The organism is Streptomyces sp. WG5, assembly GCF_049974565.1.
In the GTDB taxonomy this organism is placed as follows: Bacteria; Actinomycetota; Actinomycetes; order Streptomycetales; family Streptomycetaceae; genus Streptomyces.
On sequence record NZ_JBNGGC010000008.1, the window covers coordinates 1 to 25,345 of the forward strand.

Consider the following 25,345-nt stretch of genomic DNA (forward strand, 5'->3'; position numbering starts at 1 on the left):
CCCCCCCGTTGTTTTCTCCCCCCCCCCCCCCCCCCAACCCCCCCCCCCCCCCCCCCCCACTCTCCTCTCCCCCCCCCCCCCCCCCCCCCCCCCCCCCCGTGCGCCGGCCCCCCCCCCCCCCCCCCCCCCCCCCCCCCCCCCCCCCGCGCCCGGTCACCGCAGCACGGATCAGGCGCCGCTCTCGCGGAGCATGTCCTCGCGCTCGACCAGCTTCACGCGCTCACGCCCCTGCGGCTCACCCAGCGCCTTCTCCGCGGCGTCGAGCTTGTACCAGCCGTCCCAGGTGGTGAAGCGGATGTTCCGCTCGGCGAGGAAGGCGTCCACGGCCTCCGGAGCGGGCGACGCGGGCGTGAGCAGCCTGTCGTTCGCGAAGTCGTCCAGCAGGTTGGACACCGTCTCGTTGGCGTCGCCCTTGGTGTGGCCGATCAGACCGACCGGACCGCGCCGGATCCAGCCGGTGACGTACGTGGACCGCAGGGGCTCACCGGACTCCTGGACGACCCGGCCGCCCTGGTCCGGGACCGTGCCCGAGTCGATGTCCCAGGGCAGCTTGGGGAGCTGGTCGGACAGGTAGCCGACGGCCCGGTAGACCGCCTGGACGTCCCAGTCCTTGAACTCGCCGGTGCCCTTGACGTTGCCGGTGCCGTCCAGCTCGGTGCGCTCGGTGCGCAGGCCGACGACCTTCCCGTCCTCGCCGAGGATCTCGGAGGGCGACTCGAAGAAGTGCAGGAACAGCTTGTGCGGCCGGTCGCCGACGTCGCGGATCGCCCAGTTCTCCAGGGTCTTGGCGACCATGTCGGCCTGCTTGTTGCCGCGCCGGGTCGCGATCGAGCCGTCGTCGTAGTCGATGTCCTCGGGGTCGACGATCACCTCGATGTTGGGGGAGTGGTCCAGCTCCCGCAGCTCCATCGGGCTGAACTTCGCCTGCGCCGGGCCGCGGCGGCCGAAGACGTGGACCTCCAGCGCCTTGTTGGCCTTGAGGCCTTCGTACACGTTCGGCGGGATCTCGGTGGGCAGCAGCTCGTCCGCCGTCTTGGTCAGGACGCGGGCCACGTCGAGGGCGACGTTGCCGACGCCGAGGACGGCGACCTTCTCCGCCTCCAGCGGCCAGGTGCGCGGCACGTCCGGGTGGCCGTCGTACCAGGACACGAAGTCGGCCGCGCCGTACGAGCCGTCGAGGTCGATACCGGGAACGGACAGCGCCCGGTCCGCCGTGGCGCCCGTGGCGAAGATCACACCGTCGTAGAAGGTGCGCAGGTCGTCCAGGCTGACGTCGGTTCCGTAGTCCACATTGCCGAAGAGGCGGATCTGCGGCTTGTCGAGCACCTGGTGCAGGGCCGTGATGATGCCCTTGATCCGCGGGTGGTCGGGGGCGACGCCGTAACGGATCAGTCCGAACGGGGCGGGCATGCGCTCGAAGATGTCTATGGACACACCGGGTTCGGTGGCCACCTCGGACTTGAGCAGGGCGTCGGCGGCATAGATCCCGGCCGGGCCGGATCCGACGATGGCTACCCGCAGAGGGCGGGGCATGTTCAGGTTCCCTTCGAGCGGTGACAGATCGACTCTGCGGGAAGCCTAAGCTAAGGCAAGCCTAAGTCGGTACGCGGGTCCGGTCTATGAGGCCATAAGGGAAGCTTATGAGTTCTCATGGTTCGGCTTTGCGGCCTGTTTGAACCACGTCCCACGGGTGACGCAGGCGTGAGGCGCGACGATCGCAGCCCCGCGTCCACCTCCTGAGGGGAGTCTCCGTGCACCGTCCGGACGCCCGCCCGGATCCGAACCGGTGGCGGGCCCTCTGGGTGACCCTGGTCGCCGGATTCATGACCCTGCTGGACGTGACGATCGTCGCCGTCGCCCTGCCCTCCATGCAGCGGGGACTGCACGCTTCGGCGGCGTCCGTGCAATGGGTCGTGTCCGGATACGCCCTCGCCTTCGCCCTGACGCTGGTGACGGCCGGCCGCATCGGTGACACGTTCGGCAGGCGCCGCGTCTTCCTCGCCGCGCTGGCCGCCTTCGTGGTCTTCAGCGCCGCGGCGGGGGCGGCACCGGGCATCGAACTGCTGGTGGTCGCCCGGCTGGCCCAGGGAGTCGCCGCGGGCAGCCTCGCGCCGCAGAACTCGGCGCTCATCCAGCAGATGTTCCGCGGCGCGGAACGCGGGCGCGCGTTCGGGCTGTTCGGCGCCACCGTGGGGGTGTCCAGCGCGGTGGGCCCGGTCGTCGGCGGTCTGATCCTGGCGCTGGCCGGCCCCGAGGGCTGGCGGTGGATCTTCTACGTCAACGTCCCGATCGGCGCTCTCGCCCTCCTGCTCGGCTTCCGCCTGCTGCCCCGGGTCGCCCCCGGTGGCCGGGGACACCTGGACCCGGTGGGAGTGGTGCTCCTCGGCACCGGAATCCTCGCCGTGATGCTGCCGCTGGTCCTCGCCGAGGGAGGCGGAGTGGGCCGGGTGTGGTGGCTGTTCCCGGCGGGGCTGCTCGTCCTGTTCGCCTTCGTACGGTGGGAGCGCCGCGTCGCCCGCCGCGGCGGACAACCGCTGCTGGACCCCGGGCTGCTCACCGAGACCCGGGGCTACGCCACCGGCGCGGGCCTCGCCGCCCTGTACTTCGTCGGGTTCAGCGGTGTGTGGCTGGTGTTCGCCCTCTTCTTCCAGAACGGGCTGGGCTTCTCACCCCTCGTGTCCGGCCTGGCGGTGACGCCGTTCGCGGTGGGCTCCGCCACCGCGGCGGCCGTGGCGGGCCGCCTGGTCGACCGGCTGGGACGGGCCCTGACCGTCTGGGGACTCGTCGCCGTCATGCTGGGACTCGGCGCGACCGCGCTGGTGCTCTGGCTCGCCCCCTCCGACCGAGCCGCCTGGCTGGCGGCCCCGGCGCTGCTGGTCGGCGGGCTCGGCAGTGGCTGTGTGATCTCCCCGAACATCACGATGACGCTGCGGGACGTCCCGGTGCGGATGGCGGGCGCGGCCGGGGGCGCCCTGCAGACGGGGCAGCGCCTCGGCGGCGCCGTGGGCACCGCCGCGCTGCCGGGGCTGTTCTACCTGACCCTGAACGCCACCCACGACGACTACCACGAGGCCGTCGCCCTGTCGGTCGGCTCCGGCGTCGCCGCCATGCTGTGCGCGCTGGCCGTCGCGGTCCTCGACTGGCGGCGGGACCGCCGCTCCGACCGCACCGGGCGCTGCCCGCCGGAGACGTCCCACAGCCACACCCACGCGGGGCAGTACTGACACGGTCCCGGCGCGACGGCGAACCGCCCCGGCGCGCTCAGCGGCGCTTGCCGAACCTCCGCAGCATCTCCTGGGCCTGCGCGCGACGGCGGGGGTCCGAGGCGGCCCGGCGCACCTGCTCCGCCGCCCGGCGGCCCTGCGGGCTGCGCGCGAAGCGCTTGATCCGGTCCAGCATTCCGGCCATGACGTGCCTCCGAGTCGGCGAGGGGTCTGCTTGTCCGTCCTCCTACCCCGCGGCCCTCCGCTCACCCCGGCGGCCGCACCCGGGTTTGACCGCTTCGTGTCGGGCGACCCGTGACGCGAGACATCGGAAGCGAACGCCGTGAGGTGAGCAGCTGTGGCCGGCAATCAGAAGTCCAAGGCCAAGATGGAGCAGGCCAAGGGGAAGGCCAAGGAAGCGGCCGGCCGGGCCGTCGGCAACGAGAGGATGACGGCCGAGGGCCGCGCCGAGCAGTCCAAGGGCGACGCCCGGCAGGCCAAGGAGAAGGGCAAGGACACGTTCCGGCACTGACACCGGAACCGGCGGGCGGTACGGAACGGGCCGCGGAACCCGGCGAACGCCGGTTCCGCGGCCCGTTCCGCCGGTGGGGCCGCTCTCAGGGTGTGGGGTCAGCCGCCGCGGCCGGTACGGCGCGCGGCGCCTGCGGGGTGCGCCGGGCCGGGGAGGGGCGGCGCGCGGAATCCCCGTGAGGCGGGCGAAGCCCCGTGCCCGCCCGTGTCCGTCAGGGCACCGGCTGCTCCGCCCAGATGACCTTGCCGGCCGGTGTGTAGCGGGTGCCCCAGCGCTCGGCGAGCTGTGCGACGAGGAACAGCCCGCGCCCGCCCTCGTCCGTCATGGCCGCGTAGCGCAGGTGGGGTGAGGTGCTGCTGCTGTCGAACACCTCGCAGATCAGGCTGCGGTCGCGCAGCACCCGGACATGGACGCTCTCGCCGCCGTACCGGATCGCGTTGGTGACCAGCTCGCTCAGGATCAGTTCGGTCGTGAACGCCAGCTCGTCCAGTCCCCACTCGGCCAGCCGCCCGGTGACCCGGGAGCGCACCTCGCCGACCGCCGCCGGGTCGTTCGGCACCTGCCACTCGGCGACCCGGTCGGGACCGAGCGCGTGGGTGCGGGCGACGAGCAGGGCGATGTCGTCGACCGGCCGGTCCGGGAGCCGGGCGTCGAGCACGGTCCGGCAGGTCTCCTCGGGCGACTCGCCGGCCGTCTCCAGCGCCCGGCGCAGGTGCTCGAGGCCGACGTCGATGTCGTGCTCCCGGTCCTCGACGAGCCCGTCGGTGTACAGCACCAGCCGGCTGCCCTCCGCCAGGCGCAGCTCGGTCGTCTCGAACGGGAGGCCGCCCAGGCCCAGCGGGGGGCCGACGGGCACCGCCGGGAACTCCACACTGCCGTCGGGCCGGATCAGCGCCGGCGGCGGGTGGCCCGCCCGGGCCATCACGCAGGAGCCGGAGACCGGGTCGTAGATCGCGTAGAGGCAGGTCGCGCCGGTGACCGGGGCGCTGCCGTCGTCGGCCGCCTCGTCCTGGTCGATGCGGCCGACCAGTTCGTCCAGCAGGCCCAGCAGCTCGTCGGGCGGCAGGTCGAGGGCGGCGAAGTTGTGCACCGCCGTCCGCAGCCGGCCCATGGTGGCGGCGGCGTGCAGCCCGTGGCCGACGACGTCGCCGACCACGAGCGCCACCCGGGCCCCCGACAGGGGCAGCACGTCGAACCAGTCCCCGCCGACCCCCGCCTGCGCGGGCAGGTACCGATAGGCGACGTCCAGGGCGTCCTGGTCGGGCATCCTGCGGGGCAGGAGACTGCGCTGGAGGGTCACCGCCATGCTGTGCTCGCGTGTGTAGCGGCGCGCGTTGTCGATGGAGACCGCGGCGCGCGCGACCAGTTCCTCGGCGAGGGCCAGCTCGTCCTCGTCGAACGGGTCGGGCTTCTCCGAACGCCAGAAGCTGACCACGCCGAGCACCAGGGTGCCTGCCCGCAGCGGCACGGTGATCAGGGAGTGGACGCCGTACTCCACCACCCGCGCGGAGCGTTCGCGGTCCTGGGCCCGCCAGCCCGGGGCCTGGCCGAGACGGGGTTCCAGGACGGGGCGGCCGGTGTCCAGGGACCGGCCCTGCGGGGAGGAGTCGACGAAGCGGATCTGCCGGCCCACCGGGTAGAGCGGGACCTCCTTGTGGATGCCGCTGAGCGCGGCGCGGCGCAGCGGGGTCACGCCTCCCGGCTGGCCGCCGGCCAGCACGGTGTCGAACAGGTCGACGCTGGCGTAGTCCGCGAACCGGGGCACGGCCAGCTCCGCCAGCTCCTCGGCGGTACGGGTGACGTCCAGGCTGGTGCCGATGCCCACGCCGGCGGCGTACAGGATGTCCAGGCGTTCCCGGGCGGTCTCGGCCCGGCCGGACAGGGCCCGCAGCTCCGTGGAGTCCCGGAGGGTGGCGACACTGCCGGCCGGGCCGCCCCGTACGTCGGTGGGCCGCTGGTTGACCGCCAGCAAGCGGTCCTTGACCAGATGCACCTCGTCCGTGGCGACCCGTCCGGAGACGAGCAGCTCCGCCGTGTCGACCGGGAGTCCGAGGTCGGTGACCTGCCGTCCCTCGGCATCGGCGGGCAGGTCCAGCAGACGCTGTGCCTCGTCGTTGGCGAGCAGCAGCCTGCCCTCTCCGCCGATGATGAGCACGCCCTCCCGGACGCTGTGCAGGACCGCGTCGTGATGTTCGTACATCCGGGTCATCTCGTGCGGTCCCAGGCCGTGCGTCTGCCGCAGCAGCCGCCGGCTGACGAACGCGGTGCCCGCCGTCGCCAGCGTCAGCCCGACGCCCGCCACGATCAGCACCAGCGGCAGCTGCCGTTCGGCGGCACCGCCCACGTTCTCCGTCGTGATGCCCGCCGAGACCAGGCCCACGACCGTGCCGTCGGGCGCCTCGACGGGCACGACGGCCTGGACCAGGGGGCCGAGCGTCCCCTCTATCTCCTCGGTCACCGTCTCCCCGGCCAGCGCGGGGGCGATGTTCCCCACGAACTCCTTGCCGATGCGGTCGGGCTTGGGGTGGGTGTAGCGGATGCCGTCGGTGTCCGTGACGGTGACGAAGTCCACACCCGTGGCCCTGCGCACCGCTTCGGCCCGGGGCTGGAGCACCGCCGTGGGGTCGGGGCCGCGCAGCGCCTCCCGGATGCCTGGGGATTCGGCGAACGCCGCGGCCACGGCGACGGACCGGTTGCGGGCCTCCACCGTGCTGTCGTGCCGTACCTGGAGCACCAGCGCGATCGCGGCGGCCACCACGAGCAGCAGCACGATCACCACGTTCATGACGAAGACCTGGCCGGCGACACTGCGTCTGGACAGTGCCGAGCGCACGGCCGCGGCACGCCGCCGCCCTCCCGTGTCCGTCCCCCGCCGCGACCGGTCCGCGTCTCGCGGGTGCCGGGCCGGCGGGCCGCTGGGACGACGGGGTGACCGCTCTCCCGATCGACCCATCAGTCGGACCATGTGCCCATGTCTACACTGCCGGGCCCGCGGAGGCGAGGGGCGCCCCGGTGCCGGAGCGGCCCGCCGGCTCCGGGTCCGCAGCCCCTCACGGAGGGCCCCCTCGCCGCGGGCGGCGGGTGGCGAGCAGCAGGGCGATGTCGTCGGGGCGGTCCGTGGTGCGGCGGGCGGTGACGACGATCCGGTCGGCGAGGCCCGCGAGCGAGTGGCTCCCGGGCGGCCGTTCGGCGCGCGCCCCGGCCCTGGCCAGGGCCAGCCGCAGCGCGGTGATCCCGTCCTCGATGTCGGTGCCGGGCCGCTCCACCAGCCCGTCCGTGTAGAGGGCGAGGACGGCACCGGGCTCGACCGGGAACTCCGTCAACGGGTACCGGACGCCCGGGTCCACGCCGAGTACCACGCCGCCGGGCAGGTCCAGTGCCTCGGTACGTCCGTCCGGGTGGCGCAGCAGCGGCGGCAGGTGCCCCGCGCGGGCCGCGCAGGCCCGTCCGGTGGCCGGGTCGAGGCGAACGTAGCAGCAGCTCGCGAACAGCCCCGGGTCCAGGTCGGTCAGCAGGTGGTTGACGCCGCTCAGCACCTCGTCGGGCGAACGGTCACCGAGGGCGAAGGCGCGCACGGCGCTGCGCAGTTGTCCCATCGTGGCCGCCGCCTGCACGCCGTGCCCCTGCACATCACCGATGACCAGGGCCATGCCGTCCCCCGAGGCGACGACGTCGTACCAGTCCCCGCCCACGTCCATGCCCTGGGTCCCCGGCACATAGCGCCCCGCGGTCTCCAGCAAGGGGTGTGCCGGCAGCCGCCGGGGCAGCAGTGCCCGCTGGAGTCCGCGGGCGAGGGCCGTCTCGGTCTCGAAGCGCCGGGCCTTCTCCATGGCGTGGGCGATCACCCCGGCGAGGGCGGTGAGCACCGCGCGCTCCTCGGTGCCGAACCCGCGGGAACGGTCGAAGCCGAGGATGCAGGAGCCGACCGGGCGCCCGGAGGCGATCAGCGGCAGGAAGGCGCGGGCGCCCTCCGTGGCGTCCAGGGGAATGCCCGGGTACGCGGCGGCCAGCGCCTGCATCGAGTCGAAGAAGAGCGGCCGGCCGCTGGTCAGCGTCTCGACTCCGGGCAGCCGGGCGTCCAGCGCCACCCCCTCGAAGCGCGTGAGGAAGCCCGGTGGGAAGCCCGTCTCCCACGCCAGATGCAGATGGCGGTCCTGGAGGAGGTAGAGGGCGAGCCGGCGGCCGCCGAACGCCGGCAGCACCTCCCGCACGACCACGGCGGACACCTGGCGGGCGGTGACCGCCTCGGTCAGGGCGACGGCCAGCACGATGGGGCGGTACACGGGTGCCGTCGCGGCGACGGCGGCCGGCGCGGGTCCGTCCGTGTCGGGCGCCTCCGGACCCCCGGGCTCGGGCGTGAGGCCGGCGGACGCGTCGGCCACCCGGTTGGCCGGGCGGAGCGTGCCCGTCAGGAGGTCCGGTCCGGGATGCACGGAGACGGCGAGCCAGTCTCCCTCGTAGGGCTGCGGAGTGGTCCGGCGGCTGTCGTCGGGCGGGCGCCGGACATGGAAGTGGACCGGCTCGGGGGAGAGCAGGGCGCCGCGGAGATGGTCCTCGTGGACGGTCTGGTCCAGCCAGGGCAAGGCCTCCCACAGGGAGTGGCCGACCAGCCGGGTCCGTGGCCGTCCCAGCAGCCGGGCGGCGCGCGGATTGGCGTAGACGATCGTGCCCAGCCGGTCCACGCAGAACACCCCGTCCGGCAGGAGGTCGGCCGCGGCGTCGGCCACGGCGCTGGACGACGGATCGCGTACGGAGCCGCGCACCGGGCCGCCGACGGGCGGTGCGGCCGGTGGTCTCCACAGCTCCACCAGGAGCGGCGCACCGTCCGAGGCGCGTACGTACAGGGGGAGCGGCGGAGGCCGGCCGGCAGCGGTCTGCCGCAGCGCCGCGGCGATCCGGTGCCCGTCGTCGGGGGCCAGCGCGCGGGTGAGCGTGCCGAGGGTGATGGTGGCGGATCCGGCGGTGGCCCCCGCCGTGCCGAGCAGGGCGCGCAGCGGCTCGTCCACGGTGACGTCACCGGTGGCCGGATCCCAGGCGAAACTTCCGGCGTTCAGGGCGTGCCGTACGGACGGGGGCGGCCGCAGGCACAACGGCTCGCCGTCCCAGCCGACCGGCGGGGCTTCGGGGTCCTCGTCCAGCCGCTCCAGGGCCGCACCGAGCTGCCGGGCCAGCCGCTCCATCCGGTCCAGGCCCTCCACCACCTCGGCGGTGTCCGACGCGCCGGGACGCAGGACGGTCAGGACGCCGTACGTCCGCGTCGCACCCGCGACGGGCAGGTACAGGGACCCGAACGGGAACGGCAGGCCGGCCGCGAACTGCGGGTAGCGGCGCATCGTCTCCGCCGCGTTGGGCAGCACCACCCGGACGCCCCGCCGGTAGGCGTCGGCGGCCGGGAACGGACTGTCGGAGTGCAGCCGCCACCAGGGCCGGAACAGCGGTCCGGGCAGTCCGGCGAGCACGGCCAGCCGCAGCAGGCCGGGGGTGCGCGAGCGCAGGTAGACCCCGCCCGCGTGGCCGCCGGCCACGCCGACGGCCTGGGAACAGGCGTCGACCAGGAGCACCGTCAGCCGCCCGGGCGTGCGGTCCGTGTCCTCGGCGCCTGCGCTCATCGGCCCCACCTCGTCGGCCCCACCTCGTCCGTGCGCCGTCACGCGGGCGGACACAGCAAGGATGCGGCACCCCACCGGGAACGCGCACGCGGTCGGGCCGCACGGGTGACCGCGACGGGCGTTGACCTCGCGGTCGGGAGTCCGTAACCTCCTCCGCGACATTCGGAAACACATCCGAAACTTTCGGGGTTTCCTGCCCTTCCGAACGGCCTCCGTGCACCGATTCGAGGAACGGGATGACATGCGCATGACTCTTCTACGGTTCTCGAGGGCGGCCACCGCCGGCCTCGTCGCCGCCGCGGCGCTGACGGCCGCCGCCCACTCCGCCGAAGCCGCCGACTCGCTCGGGTCCGCGGCGGCCGGCCAGGGCCGCTACTTCGGCACCGCCGTCGCGGCGAGCCACCTCGACGAGGCCGACTACGTCTCCACGCTCAACCGCGAGTTCTCCTCGGCGACCCCCGAGAACGAGATGAAGTGGGACGCCACCGAGCCCAGCCGCGGCACCTTCACCTTCGCCGCCGCCGACCAGGTCGTCGACCACGCCCGGAGCCGGGGCATGGACGTCCGCGGCCACACCCTCGTCTGGCACTCCCAGCTGCCCTCCTGGGTGAGCGGCCTCGGCGCGGCCGACCTGCGCACCGCCATGAACAACCACATCAACGGCGTGATGGGCCACTACAAGGGCCGGATCCACAGCTGGGACGTCGTCAACGAGGCATTCCAGGACGGCGGCAGCGGCGCCCGGCGCAACTCACCCTTCCAGGACAAGCTGGGCAACGGCTTCATCGAGGAGGCGTTCCGCACCGCCCGCGCCGCCGACCCGGCCGCCAAGCTCTGCTACAACGACTACAACACCGACGGCGTCAACGCGAAGAGCACCGCCGTCTACAACATGGTCAAGGACTTCAAGTCCCGCGGCGTGCCCATCGACTGCGTCGGCTTCCAGGGCCACTTCAACAGTGCCTCCCCGGTCCCCTCCGACCTCCAGGCCAACCTCCAGCGCTTCGCGGACCTCGGCGTCGACGTGCAGATCACCGAACTCGACATCGAGGGCTCCGGCACCGCACAGGCCGACAGCTACTCCCGCGTGGTCGAGGCATGTCTCGCCGTGGACCGCTGCACCGGCATCACCGTCTGGGGCGTCACCGACAAGTACTCGTGGCGCAGCGGCGGCACCCCGCTCCTGTTCGACGGCGACTACCAGGAGAAGCCCGCCTACGACGCGGTCCTCACGACCCTCGGCGGTGACGGCGGCGGCGAACCGGGCGACGGCACGGCGACCTGCACCGCCACGTACACCAGGACCGCGGACTGGAACAGCGGCTACAACGGCCAGGTCACCATCACCGCGGGCAGCGAGCCGATCGGCTCCTGGGCGACGACCGTCACCTTCGCCTCCCCGCAGCAGGTCCAGGCCACCTGGAACGCCACGCCCGCCTGGGGCGGCGGCAACGTCATGACGGCGCGTCCGAGTTGGAACGGTTCCCTGGCGGCCGGCGCGTCGACCACCTTCGGATTCACCGTGGCGAAGAACGGCAGCGACGCGGCCCCCACCGTCGGAGCCTGTACCGCCTCCTGACCCCTGCGGCGCACCGGCCGCGCCCCGAAGCCCGCGCGGAGCCCTCGGGGCGAACCGGTGTGCCTGGTCGGGAACCTCGGCCGTGCCCGTCGCCGACCGGGACGGTGCCCTTTCCGGCGCACTCGGCCCGGGCCTGTCCGGAAAACGGCGCGTCCGGCGGAAGTTGGGGCAAAGGGATCGCGAAAACCGCTCCGGTGCGTATCGTGAAGGGCCGGGGACCAGCGCACCCCTTACTCGGCTACTCGGCCCCGGACCGGACGGTGAGGCTCTGTATGACTCCGGCGCACAGATCCGATGCCGCGGACACCTCGGTCGTGTCCACGGTGGTGGAGTTCAGGGGCGGATCGGCGATGATCCCGGCCTCCCGGGACGTCGTGCACGGCTTCGTCACGCGGCTTCGCGAGCGGGGTGTGGGCCTGGCCGACACCTTCCTGGACGCCGCCCGCCTGGTCGCCAGCGAGTTGGTGACGAACGCGCTCCGCCACGCGCCCGGCCCCTGCCGCCTGGAACTGACCCTGTTGGAGGACGGCGTGGAGATCGCGGTGTCGGACACGGGGGACGGCTTCCCCACGTTCCTGCCCCGTGACCCCCTGCGGGTCGGCCGGCACGGCCTGGAGATCGTGACGCGCCTGTGCGACGAGGTCATCACCAAGCCCCGGGCGACGGGGAAGACGGTGTACGCGCGCCTGCCGCTGCGCTGACCTCCCTCAGGCGGCCAGGGCCTGCTCGAGGGTCGGGTAGCAGTCGATGAGCGCGTCGATCCCCACGAGCCGCAGCACGCGCTCGACGGCGTGCTGAGGAGCGGCGAGCCGGAACCAGGCGCCGCGGGACTCGGCGGCCCGGTGCGCGGAAATGAGCGCGTTGATGCCGCTGGAGTCCAGGAAGGCCACCTCGCCGAGATCGACCACCGTGCCCGGGGCCGTCCGCACGCAGGACAGCAGGACGTCGTGGAGCTGACTGCTGCCGTCGAGATCGACCTCCCCGGCGAGGATGACGATGCCGACGCCTTCGTCCGTGGTGGTCCGGGTGATCAGCAGCCGCTCCGGTACCGCCGCGCCCTCTGTGTCCGCCACGCCCAGCCTCACTCCTCGCCTGTGCCCGGCCCGCACCGGTGGCTCGATGCTAAGGCTCTCCGGGGCCCTCGTGGGCCACTTGTGCGGACCGGGGCCGCCCGGACCGGTCGGGCGGGGTTCGACGCGCGCGACGGCGCTCCTCTGACTACGGTCGAGATGTGGTGGCTCACACATTCGAGGAGCTCGTGCAGAAGCGTCGCGCGGCGGACCTGGCACAGCACCGGGTCGAGGAGTTGCGCGACTCGTACGGGCCTCCCACGCAGCATCAGTGGACCGCACGGCAGTCGCACACGTACGAGACCGCCGTACGGGCCTGGCGCGACCTGGACCGGGACGCGCAGACCGCGATGACGGAGTACGTCAAGGAGGGGGGTCAGTCCCGGCACAAGCTGGAGGCGAAGGTCCGCAAGGCCGTCCAGGACGCCGGACAGGGCACCTGACCGGTCCCCGGCAGGGCTGGAACCGGACGGCCCGGTCCGTTCAGCCCCGCCGGGCGGCGGGGACCTCGCCGACGAGATCGCGTACGGCCCGCAGCGCCGCCGCCCGGTCCTCGGGCACCAGCCCGATGCGGGTGCGGCGGTCGAGCAGGTCGCCCTCGTCGAGGGCCCCCTCGTGACGCAGCGCCCAGAGCAGCTCGGCCCCGGTGACGGGGTGGCCCGGCACGACGCGCTCGCCGAGCCGGGGGCTGCGGTCGGCGAGGGCCTGGACGGCCGGTGCCTCGGTGCCGTACCGCCGCACCAGGCGGCGCGGCGCCCGCAGCGCGGCCAGCGCGTGCGGTGCGGCGGCGCCGACCAGCGGCAGCGCGGCGGTGCGGGACGGTCCGGCGCCCAGGCGGCGGGCCGCGACGGCGGCGTCCACGGCGTCCTCGGCCATGCGCCGGTACGTGGTGAGCTTGCCGCCGACCACGGTGATCACACCCTCGGACGAGGTGAGCACGGCGTGCCGGCGTGAGACGTCCGCCGTGCGGGGCCCGCCGCCGGGCCGGTCGGCGGACGTGGTGTCCAGCAGGGGACGCAGGCCCGCGAAGGCGCCCACCACGTCCTCGCGGTGGACCGGCACCTCCAGCACCGAACCGAGCACGTCCAGCAGGAAGCCGACGTCCGTCTCGGGTACCTCGGGCACGTCCGGTACGTCCCCGTCCAGGGGCTCGTCGGTCAGGCCGACGTAGACGCGGCCGTCGCCCTGGGGCAGGACGAGGACGAAGCGGTTGGTCTCCCCGGGTACCGGCACGTGCAGGCCGGCGGGCAGCGGGCCGAGCAGGTCGGAGCGCAGGACCAGGTGGGTGCCGCGGGAGGGGCGGACCCGGATGCCGTCGACCAGGTCACCGGCCCACACTCCGGAGGCGTTGATCACCGCGCGGGCACGGATCACGCCCTCCTCGCCGGTGAGCTCGTCACGTATCCGGGCACCGGACGAGGTCAGCTCCAGGGCCCTCACCCGGGTCAGTATCCGGGCACCGCGCGCGGCGGCGGTCCGGGCGAGCGCGGTCACCAGACGGGCGTCGTCGGTGAGCCGGCCGTCCCAGGACAGCAGCCCGCCGCGCAGCCGGTCGGAGCGCAGCGCCGGCGCGAGATGGCGGGTCTCCACGGCGGACAGCCGGCGCGGCGCGGGCAGCGTGGCCCGGGCGGTGCGCGCCGCCAGGCGCAGGGCGTCGCCGGCCCGGAACCCGGCCCACGCCAGCCCGGCCTGACCACGGGAGACCATGGGCGTCAGCGGCAGCACGAACGGCTGGGCGCGCACCAGGTGGGGAGCGGTGCGCTCCATCAGCACGCCGCGCTCCACCGCGCTCTCGTGGGCGACGTCGAGCTGGGCGGAGGCGAGGTAGCGCAGGCCGCCGTGGATGAGCTTGGAGCTCCAGCGGGAGGTGCCGAAGGCCAGGTCGTGGGCGTCCACGGCGACGACGCTCAGACCGCGGGCCGCGGCGTCCAGGGCCGCGCCGGCACCGGTCGCGCCGAGACCGACGACCAGGACGTCCACGGCCGGGCCGCCGACGGCCTCGGTCAGCTCGCGCGAGCGCCGTGCGGCGGACAGGGAGGCATCGGCGGCGGGGCTGCTGCCGGTCGGGCTCATGGCGTGAGGGTCCTCTCCAGGACGGTGCGCAGCTCCGCGAGGAGGGCCGCGGGGGCCAGCTCGGCGTCGTCCTCCTCGGTCATGGTCCGCAGCGACAGCGCGAAGGACTGGACGATCAGCAGCACGGAGCGTGCCTGCCGTCCCGTGTGGGCGGGGCGCACCGACCCGTCGGCGTGTCCCTCGGCGAGCGCGTCGGCCAGCAGCCCCAGCAGGGCATCCTGGCTGGCCCCGCGCCGGTCGAGGACGTAGGGCAGGAGCAGCTCGGGATCGACGTCGACGATCTTGCGGAAGAGCGGATGGGCACGGAACGCCTCCACCCCGGTCACGAGTCCCTCGACGAGGCGTGGACGCGTGCCCAGGCCCGGCCGGGGCTCGGGGACGGCACCGGTGGCCACCGCGATCCACTCCCGGGTCATCAGGTCGCCGACCAGGGACCGCACGTCCGGCCAGCGCCGGTACAGCGTCATCCGGGAGACGCCGGCGCGGCGGGCGACGTCGGTCATGGTCGTCCGGCGGACTCCGACGGCCAGTACGCAGTCGCGTACGGCGTCCAGCACGGCGTCCCTGTCGGAGGTGTTCGGCCGGCCCGAGTCATTGTGACGATTAGGCGTCATGTGTAACAGTGTAACGCCCTGAGGCCGTGCGGACACCACCCGACGGCATCTCCCCGACCGACCGCGAGGACGACAGGCCATGGACATGCTGTGGAACGGCTGGGGCGACCCGGCCCGTGCGACGCCGCTGCCCGACACGGTGACCGGGTTGCTGCGCGAGCTGCTCGGCGTCGAGCCGCGCCACGCCGCCTCCGTCCCGCTGGAGGAGATCGAGGTACCCGCATCGCTGCTGGACGCAGCGGCCCGCCGCGCGCTGGAGGCCGCCGTCGGCGACCGCGCGGACGGCGTGCGTACGGACGCGGAGACCCGGATACGCCACACCCGCGGCAAGTCCACCCCCGACCTGCTGCGGATGCGGACCGGCGACACCGCGGACACCCCGGCCGCCGTCGTCCTCCCGGACGGCCACGACGAGGTGCTCGCCGTACTGGAGGCCTGCGCCGAGCACGGGCTCGCCCTCGTCCCCTTCGGCGGCGGCACCTCCGTCGTCGGCGGCCTCGCCCCCGGGCGCGACGGCACCTTCGTCGCCCTCGACCTGCGCCGCATGAACCGCCTGCTCGACCTCGACGAGGTCTCCCGCACCGCCACCCTGCAACCCGGCCTGCGCGTCCCCGAGGCCGAGGCGCTCCTCGCCGGGCACGGCTGGACCCTCGGCCACTTCCCCCAGTCCTACGAGTGGGCCACCGTCGGCGGCTCCGCCGCGACCCGCTCCAGCGGACAGGCCTCCGCCGGCTACGGACGTTTCGACGAGATGGTCCTCGGCCTCACCCTCGCCACTCCCCGGGGCACCCTCGACACGGGCCGCGCCCCGCGTTCGGCGGCCGGCCCCGACCTGCGCCAGCTCGTGCTGGGCTCCGAGGGCGCCTTCGGTGTCATCACGTCGGTCACCGTGCGCGTGCGGCCCGTGCCGGAGGTCCGCCGCTACGAAGGCTGGCGCTTCGCCTCGTTCGCCGAGGGCGCCGCGGCGCTGCGCCGGCTCGCCCAGGACGGCCCGCGTCCGACGGTGCTGCGGCTGTCCGACGAGACCGAGACCCTGATCGGCCTCGCCCAGCCCGACGCCATCGGCGCCTCCCCGGAGCGGCGGGACGCCGGATGCCTGGCGGTCGTCGGCTTCGAGGGCACCGCGCAGGACACTGCGTACCGCCGCGAGGGCGCCGCCGCCGTACTGCGCGCGAGCGGCGGCGCCTTCGCCGGCGAGGAACCCGGGAGGCGCTGGGCCCACGGCCGCTACTCGGCGCCGTACCTGCGCGACGCGCTGCTCGACGCCGGGGCGCTCGCCGAGACGCTGGAGACCGCGACCTACTGGTCCCGGATCCCCGCCCTGTACGCGGCCGTCCGCGACGCGCTCACCGGCACCCTCACCGGGGCCGGCACCCCGCCGCTGGTCATGTGCCACATTTCGCACGTCTACGAGAACGGCGCCTCCCTCTACTTCACCGTCGTCTCGGCCCAGGGCGACGACGCCGTCGCCCACTGGACCCGGGCGAAGCACGCCGCCAACGAGGCGATCCTCGCCGCGGGCGGCACCATCACCCACCACCACGGCGTCGGCACCGACCACCGCGACTGGTACGTCCGGGAGGCGGGCCCCCTCGGCGTCGGGGCCCTGCGCGCGGTCAAGCGGAGCCTGGACCCCGCCGGACTGCTCAGCCCGGGCGTCCTGCTGCCCGAGGACTGACCCCGCGGCACGGCGCGCTCCGACCCCCGTGAGACAACAGTCCGGCATCACCCGTCAGCCCGGAGGCACATCGATGCGACAGTTCACCGCAGTCGTCAACCCCACCGCCGGCGGTGCCACCTCGGCCGCCGCGCTGCTCGGGGTGGCCCGGCTGCTGCGGGAGGCGGGGGCCGAGCTGGAGACCGAGTACAGCCGCAGTCTCGCGCACGCCCGGGACATCGCCCGGCAGGCCGGGGCGCGGGGCCGGGTCGTGCTCGCCGTCGGCGGCGACGGCATGGCCGGCGGGATCGGCGGCGCCCTCAGCGGCACCGGCGCCCTGCTCGGCCTCGTCCCGGCAGGCCGCGGCAACGACTTCGCCCGCGCCCTGGCCCTGCCCACCGAGCCCGCCGTCCTCGCCGAACTGCTGCTGCGGGGCGAGGCCCGTCCCGTGGACACCATCGAGGTCACCTCGGCGGTCCACGACCGCACCGTCGTGCTCGGGAGCGTCTACGCCGGGGTCGACGCGCTCGCCAACCGCCACGCCAACAACGCGCGCCTGCTGCGCGGCACCGCCTCCTACTACGCCGGCGCGCTGCGCGCGATCACCACCTGGCGCCCGACGCGCTACCGCGTCACCGTCGACGGCGAGGAGCACGCGTTCACCGGCTACACCGCCGTGGCCGCCAACTCCGGCTACTACGGGTCCAACCGCCTCGTCGCCCCCGCCGCCCGGGTGGACGACGGACTGCTGGAGGTCGTGATGATCCACGACGCGCCCCGGCGGCTGTTCTTCGCGCTGATGAACGAGCTGGGATCGGGCGCCCACGTCCACCGGCCCCAGGTGCGCGTCCTGCGGGGCCGGGAGGTACGCATCGAGGCCGACCGGGCCATACCCTACGGCGCCGACGGCGAGGTCGAGGCCGTCGTCCCCGTCACGGCGAGAGTGCTGCCCGGGGCGCTGCGCGTCCTGTGCTGAACACGCCGCCGGGCCGGCCGCCGACGACGGCGACCGGCCCGACGGGCGGGCGGATCAGCCCCGGGGAGTGGTGAAGCGTTCCCACACCCGGTGGGCGCCCATCAGCTCCGTCACCTGCTCCAGGGCCGCGGTGCCGGACGCCGCGACGACCACACCGGGAGCGTCGGTGGGCACGCCCGACGCCTCGAGCGCGGCCTCGCCGCCCGCCCAGACACCGATCGCCTTGCCGTGCCGGTACGCCTCCGACACCATGAGGCTCACCCGAGGGTCGATCGTCCCCGGCCGCGCGGGCGGCGGAGTGGCCTTGTAGTCCCGCGGAGTGTAGGCGTCGCCGCCCATGTCGGGCGTCCCCGCCACCAGGACGGCGTCGAACTCGACGGACCGTGCGGTGACGTAGCTGCGCTGGACGGTCAGCGCCGCGTCGCCCGAGCCGATGGTGCCGCCGGTCGGCGCCACGACCAGCGGCACCATCCCGGCGTTCAGCACCGCCTCCCGCACGGCCGTCACACCCTCCAGGTCCGCCCCGCCGGTGACGATGCCGACGACCCGGCCGTCGAGGGGCCAGGTCCGGCCGACCTGGGACAGCGCCGGGCTGGGCTCGACGTCGGCCAGCGGCACGGTCGGTTGCGGGGCGGGCAGGCCGAGGCCCTCGGCGACCCCCGCGCACAGCTCCGGGTCGATGTTGGCCAGCACCTGGAGGGTCCGTTCCCTGACGGCCTGTTCGTAGCACTTGCCGAGCTCGAAGGTGTAGGCGCCGATGATGTGCTCGCGCTCCACCGGACTCATGCTCAGCCAGAACCGCCGCGGCTGGCTGAAGTGGTCCGCGAACGACTCCGGAGCCTCCCGCACCTTCGTCGCCTCCGGGACCCGGACCGGCGCCTCCACGAACGCACTCATGTCCGCCCCGGCCGTGAACGGGCAGCCGCCGTCCAGGGAGTTGGGCCGGTAGGGAGCCACGCCCCGGTGCACGGCGGTCTGGTGCATGCCGTCGCGCAGCATGTCGTTGACCGGCGCCTGAGGGCGGTTGATCGGCAGCTGCGGGAAGTTGGGGCCGCCGAGACGTGTGATCTGGGTGTCCAGGTAGGAGAACAGCCGCCCCGCGAGCAGCGGGTCGTCGGTGACGTCGATGCCCGGGACGAGGTGGCCGACGTGGAAGGCGATCTGCTCGGTCTCGGCGAAGAAGTTCGACGGGTTCCGGTTCAGGGTCAGCAGCCCGACCGGCTGCACCGGGGCGAGTTCCTCGGGCACGATGTTCGTCGGGTCCAGCAGGTCGATGCCCTCGAAGGTCTGCTCCGGGTTGTCGGGGAAGGTCTGGATGCCCAGTTCCCACTGCGGGTACGCGCCCGCCTCGATGGCGTCGGCGAGGTCCCGGCGGTGGAAGTCCGGGTCGATGCCGTTGATCATCTGCGCCTCGTCCCACACCAGGGAGTGCACGCCCAGCTTGGGCTTCCAGTGGAACTTCACCAGTGTCGTGGCGCCCTCGGCGTTCACCAGCCGGAAGGTGTGGACACCGAAGCCCTCCATCATCCGGTAGGAGCGCGGGATGCCGCGGTCGCCCATGAAGAAGATGGTGTGGTGGGTCGCCTCGGTGTGCAGCGACACGAAGTCCCAGAAGGTGTCGTGCGCGCTCTGCGCCTGCGGGATCTCCCGGTCGGGATGCGGCTTCGCGGCGTGCACGACGTCCGGGAACTTGATGGCGTCCTGGATGAAGAAGACCGGGATGTTGTTGCCGACCAGGTCGAAGACGCCCTCGCTGGTGTAGAACTTCGTCGCGAAACCGCGGGTGTCCCGCACCGTGTCCGACGACCCCCGCGAGCCGACCACCGTGGAGAACCGCGTGAACACCGGCGTCTCCACGTCCGCCGCGAGGAACCCGGCCTTCGTCACCGAGGCCGCCGTGCCGTAGCTCTGGAAGACCCCGTGCGCGCCCGCGCCCCGGGCGTGCACCACACGCTCCGGGATGCGCTCGTGGTCGAAGTGCATGACCTTCTCCCGCAGGTGATGGTCCTGCAGCAGTACGGGTCCGCGGGGCCCGGCCTTCAGCGAGTGGTCCGTGTCGTACAAGCGGGTGCCCTGGGCGTTCGTCAGGTAGCTCCCGGACTGCGCCACCCGGGCCTGGTCGGCTCCGGTGGGCTGACCGGTCGGCGACACGGTGTCCGGACCGCTCTGGTCCGGCTTCGGCGGCAACGGCTCCCGGGGCTCGGTGGGTTCCGCGACGGAGGGCGACTCGGGGCCGGGCTTGCCGGGAATCCCCTCCGCCGGTCCGCCACCGTCGCCCTGCAGGCTCTCGGTGACCTTGTGGGCTACCCGCTTGAGGGGGTTGGCCTCGCTCATCAGCCTTCTCTCCGTTCTGGGCGGGCCGCTGCACGCGGCCGGTCGTGTTCGAGTACCGACTGTCGTGTGGTGGGCCGTGACCGCGTACCCAGCGTTCGGGACTCAAGGCATGGGCGAGAGGGAACGGAGAGGTCGGCTCAGGTGACGCTCTCCCCGTCGTGGGTGCCGCCCTGGCAACCGGCCGTGAAGGAGCCCGCCTCCTCCCTGCCCGCCGATGCGGCGGTCACCGCGCCGCCCCGGACGCACCCGGTCGCCGTCACGTCGCCCGGACGAAGCCCGGCGTGGGGTACGGCGGCCTCGGCCGGAGCGGCGCACAGTACCGGCACGGCCAGGGCCGCGATCACGGCCCACGACGGCTTGCGCATGGCGGAGCTCCTTCTCACCGGTGCCGTACCAGCGTCACCGGGCCCGGCGCGGTGCGCCACCGGAGGCGTGCGCACGGGGGAGGACCCCGGCCGGGGTGTGCGGGCCGGGGCACCCGGAGGCCGCGGCGCGCGCCGGGACAGTACGCGGCGAGCCGGGCCCGGCCGGTCGGAGGAGCTCCTCGCCACGGGCACGTCCCCGCACCGAGCACGCCCCCGCGCGTCGGTGTTCACCCGAGGCCCAGGGGGCGTGCTGCGTGCTGCGTGCCGCGGCGCCCCGGACACCAGCACGCGCGACACCCCGTGCCCCAACAGCCCGCGGTCGCACCGCACCCGGCCTTCACGCCACCGAGGCGCACATCCCTCCCTGCCCGGCCCGGGCGGAAAAGCGGTTCGGCCGGACATCCGACGGCACCCGGCGGCAACCGGCACGACGGTGCGCTGCTCGACGGTGGACATGCCTGACGAGTGGACCCGGTGGTACCAGGGGGCCTTCACCCCAGTACGGTCCGGGTCGCCCCGGCGGACCGCGACCGACCACTCCGTCAACGAGACCCGGGCCGGCTCACCGTGTGCGTCACCCCCACCGGTTCGAACGAGACCAGGGTCCGCCCACCGCCGTCCGCCCAGACCACCTCGACGCCGGTGTCACCGGCCACGACCTCCGTGACGGCCTCCGCGAGCGGACCGGGGCCCGGCTCACCGGTGAGCGCGGCCAGGCAGACGTGCAGGGACGTGCCGCCCGCGTCGCCGGACAGCCGGGGCAGCTCGGCCCACGGCGCGTAGGCGGTGCCCTGCGGGGCACGGACGGTCTCCGGCTCGGGGCGCCAGCCGTGCAGGCCGTGCAGCGCCGAGACCAGCGGCTCCTCCGGGCCGGTCGCCCAACCGGTGTGCGTGAGGCGTGCGCCGGCCGGCGCGCCGAGCACCCTGTGCACCCGCAGTTCGTACGGCCCCCGCGCCACCGTCACGCTCTCCACCCGCAGCCCCGGCACCATCGGTGGTCCGCCGGCGAAGACGGGCCGGTGCCAGGACGCCGCCCAGCCCCAGCCGTCGCCCTGCCCCGCGCCGAGCGGATGGACGCGACGCCGCACACTGCGCCGGCCGTTCACCTCCACCGACAGGTGGTTGTCGGCGACGTTCCCGGGCGCCGTGGGGCCGGTCCGGGTCGAGTAGGCCTGCCGCCCGTAGTGCGGGTCGTCCTCGACGGCCGACTCGCCCTCGTGCGGCCGGACATGGTCGCTGCCGTGGTTGTGCAGCCGTACGATCCCGTCGCCGCGCGTCGCCTGCACCAGCAGTCCGGGCGCGGAGAGGGCCAGTACGCGGTCGGCCTCCTCCACCGGCGCGGCCTCCTCCGTGGCGGTCCACAGCGGGTGGCCGGCGGGGGCGAGGAGTGACACGAACGCCTTGGAAGCCCAGTAGGGGGAGGCCGGGCCGGAGTACGACTGCAGGGTGGCCCCGTGCGGGCCGTGCCAGCCGAGGCTCAGCAGCCCTTCGTCGGTCAGTGCGCCGCGTTCGACGAAGTAGCGCAGACTGCCGCTCGCCAGCCGCCGCGAGGCGCCCGGTGTCAGCGGCGTGTGCCCGGTGACCGCGCCCAGGCCCACGGCCGCGGAGGCGGCGAACCGGTACGACAACGAGCGGCCGTAGTGCAGCGGAGCCCCGTCCGCGCCGAACATCAGCGAGAAACCGTCGAGGTGTGTGCGCAGCCGCTCCCCGTACCGGGCGGCGGCCTGTCCGGTGTCGCCGGCCAGGTGGCCGTCGAGCACCGGGTACAGGTGCAGCGCCCAGCCGTTGTAGTGGTCGAAGGCGCGTCCGTCCCCGTCGGCGTACCAGCCGTCGCCCCGGTACCAGCCCTCCATCAGCTGCAGCGCCCGCCCGCGGGCCGCGGCCGTCTCGGCGTCCCCGCGGCCGACCGATTCCAGGAACCCGGCGACCGTGTACGGGAAGAGGTACCAGTTGTTCGGCGCGGGCACGTGCCGGAGCGCCCCGCGCAGCCATGCCTCGACCCGGTCCTGCACCCCGGCGTCGAGGTTCTTCCACAGCCAGGGAGCGGTCAGCCGCAGCCCGAGCGCCACCGACGCGGACTCGACCATCGGCTGGCCCTGCACGTCGTGGTCGAGGATCAGCGGCCAGGACTCGGTGTCCTCGCGGCCGGGTGTGCGGGTGCCCGAGTCGAGGCCGCGCGCATAGCGGTCCAGCCAGCCGTGCGGGTCGTCGCCGTCCGCGCCGGCGACCCGGAAGGCCGCTGCGAGGAAGGTCCGGGCGAAGCCCTCCAGTCCGTCGGAGCGCGCGCCCGAGCGCGAGGGGCGCCCCGGCAGGTCGAGCAGGGCGCGGCCGGGTGTGCTCCAGCGCCACGCGGCCCACAGCAGCCCGTCCGCGACGGCCTCCCAGTGCGTCCGGGTGTAACCGGTGTACGGGCTGAGCGCACGGTCCTCGGTGGGCAGTTCGAACGGGATGCTCATGCCAGGAACGCCAGCCTTTCGCGTCGTACGGGATGGAGGAAACCGGCACCGGACGCCCAGCGGGTCGTCTCGGCGAGGGCGAGGTCGGCCAGGCGGCGCCACTCGTTGCCCTCGGAGCCGGCGAGGTGCGGGGTGATCAGCGCGTTGTCGCAGTCCCACAGCGGGTGGTCCGGCGGCAGGACCTCGGGGTCGGTGACGTCCAGCACCGCCCGGATCCGGCCCGCCAGGACCGCGTCGGTGAGCGCCTCCTGCTCGACGACCGCTCCCCGGGACGTGTTGATGAGCACCGCGTCGGCCGGCATCGCGTCGATCAGCGAACGGCCGACCAGCCCGCGGGTGGCGGGCAGCAGCGGGGTGTGCACGCTGACGGTGTCGCAGCGCGCGAACAGCTCGGGCAGGTCCACGAGTTCGACGCCGAGTCCGGCGGCGTCCGCGTCGCTCACGTACGGATCGTGCAGCAGGACGTCGACGTCGTGCGGGCGCAGCAGTTCGACGACCCGGCGGCCGATCAGTGAGGCCGACAGGATGCCCACCGTGCGGCGGTAGTTGCCGATGCCGCGCGGGGTGCGCAGCCAGTTGCCGCGCTCCCGGGACACCCGGTAGTCGCGTGCCCGCTCCAGGACCCGTTTGCCGGTGAGCAGGATCATGCCGAGTGTGTACTCGGCCACCGGCAGCGCGTTGGCCGCGGCGGCCGAGGAGACCTCGACCCCCCGCTCCCAGCACGCGTCGGTGACATGCCCGCGGACGCTGCCCGCCGTGTGCACCACGGCCCGCAGCCGCGGCGCCGCCCGCAGGACCCGGGCGTCCAGCGGCGGGCAGCCCCAGCCGGTGATCAGCAGGTCGACGTCGGCCAGCACGGACCTGGCCCGCGGCGTGGACAGGTCGTCCAGCACCGGGAACGGCGCGAGGTCGCAGACCCGGCGGAAGGCGCCGAGGGACTGGGGGTCGAGGACGGCCGAGGCGGCGTCCCGGGACATGGCCACGGCGGCACGGGGCCGGAAACCGGGGCCGGGGGAGTGCGATGTCACTTGACGGCTCCGGCGGTCAGCCCGCTCCGCCAGAAGCGCTGGAGCAGGACGAAGGCGAGGATGAGCGGCAGCACGGCGAGCAGCGAACCCATGATCACCACGGGGTAGTACTCCGGCGAGACGGACGCCGCGCTGTTCCACTGGTACAGCCCGAGACTGACGGGATACAGGTCCTGGTCGGACAGCATCACCATGGGCAGGAAGAAGTTGTTCCAGATCGCGGTCAGCTGGAAGAGGAAGACGGTGACCAGACCGGGACCGAGCATCCTGAGTGCCACCCGGGCGTACGTGGTCAGCTCGCCCGCCCCGTCCACGCGCGCCGCCTCCAGGACCTCGTCCGGCACGTAGCCCCGCGCGAAGATCCGGCCGAGGTAGACGCCGAACGGGTTGAACAGCACCGGGATGAACACCGCCCAGAAGGTGTTGACCAGGCCGGCCTCCGACGCCATCAGGTACAGCGGCAGCGCGAGGACCGTCTGCGGCACCATGACCGCCGCCAGGACCAGGCCGAACAGCTTCTCCTTGTGCCGGAAGCGGTACTTGTCGAAGGCGTAGCCGCACGCCACGCTCACCAGCGCGCCGACGGCCGCGCCCAGCACGGCGTACAGCAGGCTGTTGACGTACCAGCGGCCGTACAGCCCGCCGTCCATGGCGAACAGGTCCTGGAGGTTCTGCACGAAGGAGAAGTCGCTCAGGGACAGCAGGTCGCTGCTGAAGAGCGCGTCCCGGGTCTTCGTGGAGGCGAGTACCAGCCACAGCACCGGCAGCAGGGTGTACAGGACGGAGATCGCGACGACCACGTTGACCGTCGCCCGGCCCAGCAGCCTCGGGCGGAGCAGGGAGCTGTCGGTGGCGCTCATCGGGCCTCCTCGGCGTCGACGCGGCTGGTGAAGCGGGTGACGGCGTAGGACAGGGCGATGGTGCAGACGAGCAGGACGACCGAGGCGGCCGCCGCGAGGCTGTAGTTGTTGCGGGTGAAGGCCGCGTCGTAGATGTACATGCTCGGCGAGAAGCGGGAGTTGATCATCGGGGAGGACTGGCTGAGCAGCATCGGCTCGGTGAAGAGCTGGAGCGCCCAGATCAGGGTGAAGATGGCGACCATGACGATCGAGGCGCGCACCAGCGGCGTCTTCACCTGGAGCGCGGTGCGCACCGGACCCGCGCCGTCGACGACGGACGCCTCGATCACCTCGCGGGGCACGGCCTGCAGGGCGGCGTAGAAGACCACCATGTTGTAGCCGAGGTTGCTCCACAGGGCGATGTTCACGATGGACGGGACGACCGTGTGGATGCCGAGGAAGTCGATCGTGATGTCGCCCTGGGCGAAGAGTTCGATGACCGGGCTGATGCCGGGCGTGTACAGGTACAGCCAGATCAGGGCCGCGATGATGCCGGGCACCGCGTGCGGCAGGAACAGCCCGAGCTGGGCGAAGGCGCGCAGCCGGACCACGCCGGAGTCCAGCAGCAGGGCGAGGACGAGCGCGCCGGCCACCATCAGGGGGATGTAGATCAGGCAGTACAGCGCTACCGTGCCGAGCCCGCCGAGGAAGGTCGGGTCGGTGAGCACGGCCGCGTAGGAGCGCAGCCCGACGAAGATGGTGCGCTCGGGACCGAAACCGAGGCCGGGCTGGTCGTCGCTGAAGAAGCTCAGGTAGACCGCCGTGCCGACGGGGATCAGGAAGACGGTGACCAGCAGGGCGAAGAACGGCGTCATCAGGACGCCGGCGGCGGTCAGTTGGCGGCGCTTGGCCGCCCTGCGGGCACGCAGGCCCGACGCGGAGGGCGCCGGGTCCGCGGCGGGGGAGGCGCCGGCCGGCACCCGGGCGTGGGTGGTCGTGGTCATGGGGGT

At 73.9% G+C, this 25,345-nt stretch carries 20 protein-coding genes and 1 pseudogene; 8 read left to right on the forward strand and 13 right to left on the reverse strand.

Translation table 11 applies throughout. The features are described 5' to 3' along the window. Nucleotides 1–168 precede the first annotated feature (168 nt). A complete protein-coding gene (locus tag ACP4IX_RS09960; RefSeq protein WP_426555287.1) occupies nt 169–1,533 on the reverse strand; it encodes an FAD-dependent oxidoreductase in 1,365 nt (454 codons plus the stop codon). A gap of 218 nt (nt 1,534–1,751) precedes the next feature. Here ACP4IX_RS09960 and ACP4IX_RS09965 point away from each other — a divergent pair, with 218 nt between their 5' ends. After that, the gene (locus tag ACP4IX_RS09965; RefSeq protein WP_426555288.1) at nt 1,752–3,224 is read left to right on the forward strand and encodes an MFS transporter; all 1,473 of its coding nucleotides are present in this window, start codon (nt 1,752–1,754) and stop codon (nt 3,222–3,224) included. 37 nt (nt 3,225–3,261) lie between these two features. Here the strand turns inward: ACP4IX_RS09965 and ACP4IX_RS09970 are convergent, their stop codons facing one another. Further along, nucleotides 3,262–3,408 (reverse strand): hypothetical protein, encoded by a 147-nt coding sequence (locus tag ACP4IX_RS09970; protein WP_426522575.1) that lies wholly within the window; start codon nt 3,406–3,408, stop codon nt 3,262–3,264. A 153-nt stretch (nt 3,409–3,561) separates the two neighbouring features. On the opposite strand from ACP4IX_RS09970, the gene ACP4IX_RS09975 reads away from it, so the two are divergent. Next, the gene (locus ACP4IX_RS09975; RefSeq protein WP_073728798.1) at nt 3,562–3,735 is read left to right on the forward strand and encodes a CsbD family protein; all 174 of its coding nucleotides are present in this window, start codon (nt 3,562–3,564) and stop codon (nt 3,733–3,735) included. Between the two features lie 211 nt (nt 3,736–3,946). Here the strand turns inward: ACP4IX_RS09975 and ACP4IX_RS09980 are convergent, their stop codons facing one another. Together ACP4IX_RS09980 and ACP4IX_RS09985 are read right to left on the reverse strand one after the other, a co-directional pair. Beyond that, entirely contained in the window at nt 3,947–6,520 is a 2,574-nt protein-coding gene (locus ACP4IX_RS09980) for a SpoIIE family protein phosphatase (protein ID WP_426522576.1), read from the reverse strand. Between the two features lie 265 nt (nt 6,521–6,785). After that, the gene (locus tag ACP4IX_RS09985; RefSeq protein WP_426522577.1) at nt 6,786–9,344 is read right to left on the reverse strand and encodes a SpoIIE family protein phosphatase; all 2,559 of its coding nucleotides are present in this window, start codon (nt 9,342–9,344) and stop codon (nt 6,786–6,788) included. 241 nt (nt 9,345–9,585) lie between these two features. On the opposite strand from ACP4IX_RS09985, the gene ACP4IX_RS09990 reads away from it, so the two are divergent. Both ACP4IX_RS09990 and ACP4IX_RS09995 read left to right on the forward strand, forming a co-directional pair. Next, nucleotides 9,586–10,923, forward strand: coding sequence for an endo-1,4-beta-xylanase (locus ACP4IX_RS09990; protein ID WP_426555289.1), 1,338 nt, complete (start codon nt 9,586–9,588; stop codon nt 10,921–10,923). A 314-nt stretch (nt 10,924–11,237) separates the two neighbouring features. Continuing rightward, nucleotides 11,238–11,624: an ATP-binding protein gene (locus ACP4IX_RS09995; RefSeq protein WP_426522579.1), complete on the forward strand. Its 387-nt coding sequence runs from the start codon at nt 11,238–11,240 to the stop codon at nt 11,622–11,624. 6 nt (nt 11,625–11,630) lie between these two features. Here the strand turns inward: ACP4IX_RS09995 and ACP4IX_RS10000 are convergent, their stop codons facing one another. Continuing rightward, nucleotides 11,631–11,996: an STAS domain-containing protein gene (locus ACP4IX_RS10000; RefSeq protein WP_426522580.1), complete on the reverse strand. Its 366-nt coding sequence runs from the start codon at nt 11,994–11,996 to the stop codon at nt 11,631–11,633. A gap of 161 nt (nt 11,997–12,157) precedes the next feature. Here ACP4IX_RS10000 and ACP4IX_RS10005 point away from each other — a divergent pair, with 161 nt between their 5' ends. Further along, nucleotides 12,158–12,436, forward strand: a complete 279-nt coding sequence (locus tag ACP4IX_RS10005; RefSeq protein WP_426522685.1) for a hypothetical protein — start codon at nt 12,158–12,160, stop codon at nt 12,434–12,436. A gap of 40 nt (nt 12,437–12,476) precedes the next feature. On the opposite strand, the gene ACP4IX_RS10010 is transcribed toward ACP4IX_RS10005, so the two are convergent. Together ACP4IX_RS10010 and ACP4IX_RS10015 are read right to left on the reverse strand one after the other, a co-directional pair. Further along, the gene (locus tag ACP4IX_RS10010; RefSeq protein WP_426522581.1) at nt 12,477–14,066 is read right to left on the reverse strand and encodes a glycerol-3-phosphate dehydrogenase/oxidase; all 1,590 of its coding nucleotides are present in this window, start codon (nt 14,064–14,066) and stop codon (nt 12,477–12,479) included. Next, a complete protein-coding gene (locus tag ACP4IX_RS10015; protein ID WP_426522582.1) occupies nt 14,063–14,680 on the reverse strand; it encodes a TetR/AcrR family transcriptional regulator in 618 nt (205 codons plus the stop codon). The genes ACP4IX_RS10010 and ACP4IX_RS10015 overlap by 4 nt, the downstream gene beginning before the upstream one ends. 79 nt (nt 14,681–14,759) lie before the next feature. Between ACP4IX_RS10015 and ACP4IX_RS10020 the strand changes: the two genes are divergently transcribed. Next, nucleotides 14,760–16,358: an FAD-binding oxidoreductase gene (locus ACP4IX_RS10020; RefSeq protein WP_426522583.1), complete on the forward strand. Its 1,599-nt coding sequence runs from the start codon at nt 14,760–14,762 to the stop codon at nt 16,356–16,358. 73 nt (nt 16,359–16,431) lie between these two features. After that, on the forward strand, nt 16,432–17,313 hold the full coding sequence (locus ACP4IX_RS10025) for a YegS/Rv2252/BmrU family lipid kinase (protein WP_426522584.1): 882 nt from the start codon (nt 16,432–16,434) through the stop codon (nt 17,311–17,313). A 54-nt stretch (nt 17,314–17,367) separates the two neighbouring features. Here the strand turns inward: ACP4IX_RS10025 and catB are convergent, their stop codons facing one another. After that, nucleotides 17,368–19,647, reverse strand: a complete 2,280-nt coding sequence (gene catB / locus ACP4IX_RS10030) for a catalase CatB (RefSeq protein ID WP_426522585.1) — start codon at nt 19,645–19,647, stop codon at nt 17,368–17,370. 137 nt (nt 19,648–19,784) lie between these two features. Beyond that, nucleotides 19,785–20,012: a hypothetical protein gene (locus tag ACP4IX_RS10035; protein ID WP_426522586.1), complete on the reverse strand. Its 228-nt coding sequence runs from the start codon at nt 20,010–20,012 to the stop codon at nt 19,785–19,787. Nucleotides 20,013–20,409: 397 nt separating this feature from the next. On the opposite strand from ACP4IX_RS10035, the pseudogene ACP4IX_RS10040 reads away from it, so the two are divergent. Next, a pseudogene (locus ACP4IX_RS10040) lies at nt 20,410–20,547 on the forward strand (nuclear transport factor 2 family protein); the annotation flags it as partial. A 7-nt stretch (nt 20,548–20,554) separates the two neighbouring features. Here ACP4IX_RS10040 and ACP4IX_RS10045 read toward each other — a convergent pair. From ACP4IX_RS10045 to ACP4IX_RS10060, 4 genes are read right to left on the reverse strand one after another with little or no spacing between them, the layout of a single operon-like run. Further along, entirely contained in the window at nt 20,555–22,468 is a 1,914-nt protein-coding gene (locus tag ACP4IX_RS10045; protein ID WP_426555290.1) for a DUF2264 domain-containing protein, read from the reverse strand. Continuing rightward, nucleotides 22,465–23,496 (reverse strand): hydroxyacid dehydrogenase, encoded by a 1,032-nt coding sequence (locus ACP4IX_RS10050; RefSeq protein ID WP_426555291.1) that lies wholly within the window; start codon nt 23,494–23,496, stop codon nt 22,465–22,467. The genes ACP4IX_RS10045 and ACP4IX_RS10050 overlap by 4 nt, the downstream gene beginning before the upstream one ends. Continuing rightward, nucleotides 23,493–24,356, reverse strand: a complete 864-nt coding sequence (locus ACP4IX_RS10055) for a carbohydrate ABC transporter permease (RefSeq protein ID WP_426522589.1) — start codon at nt 24,354–24,356, stop codon at nt 23,493–23,495. The genes ACP4IX_RS10050 and ACP4IX_RS10055 overlap by 4 nt, the downstream gene beginning before the upstream one ends. Then, nucleotides 24,353–25,339, reverse strand: a complete 987-nt coding sequence (locus ACP4IX_RS10060) for a carbohydrate ABC transporter permease (RefSeq protein WP_426522590.1) — start codon at nt 25,337–25,339, stop codon at nt 24,353–24,355. The genes ACP4IX_RS10055 and ACP4IX_RS10060 overlap by 4 nt, the downstream gene beginning before the upstream one ends. Nucleotides 25,340–25,345 lie beyond the last annotated feature (6 nt).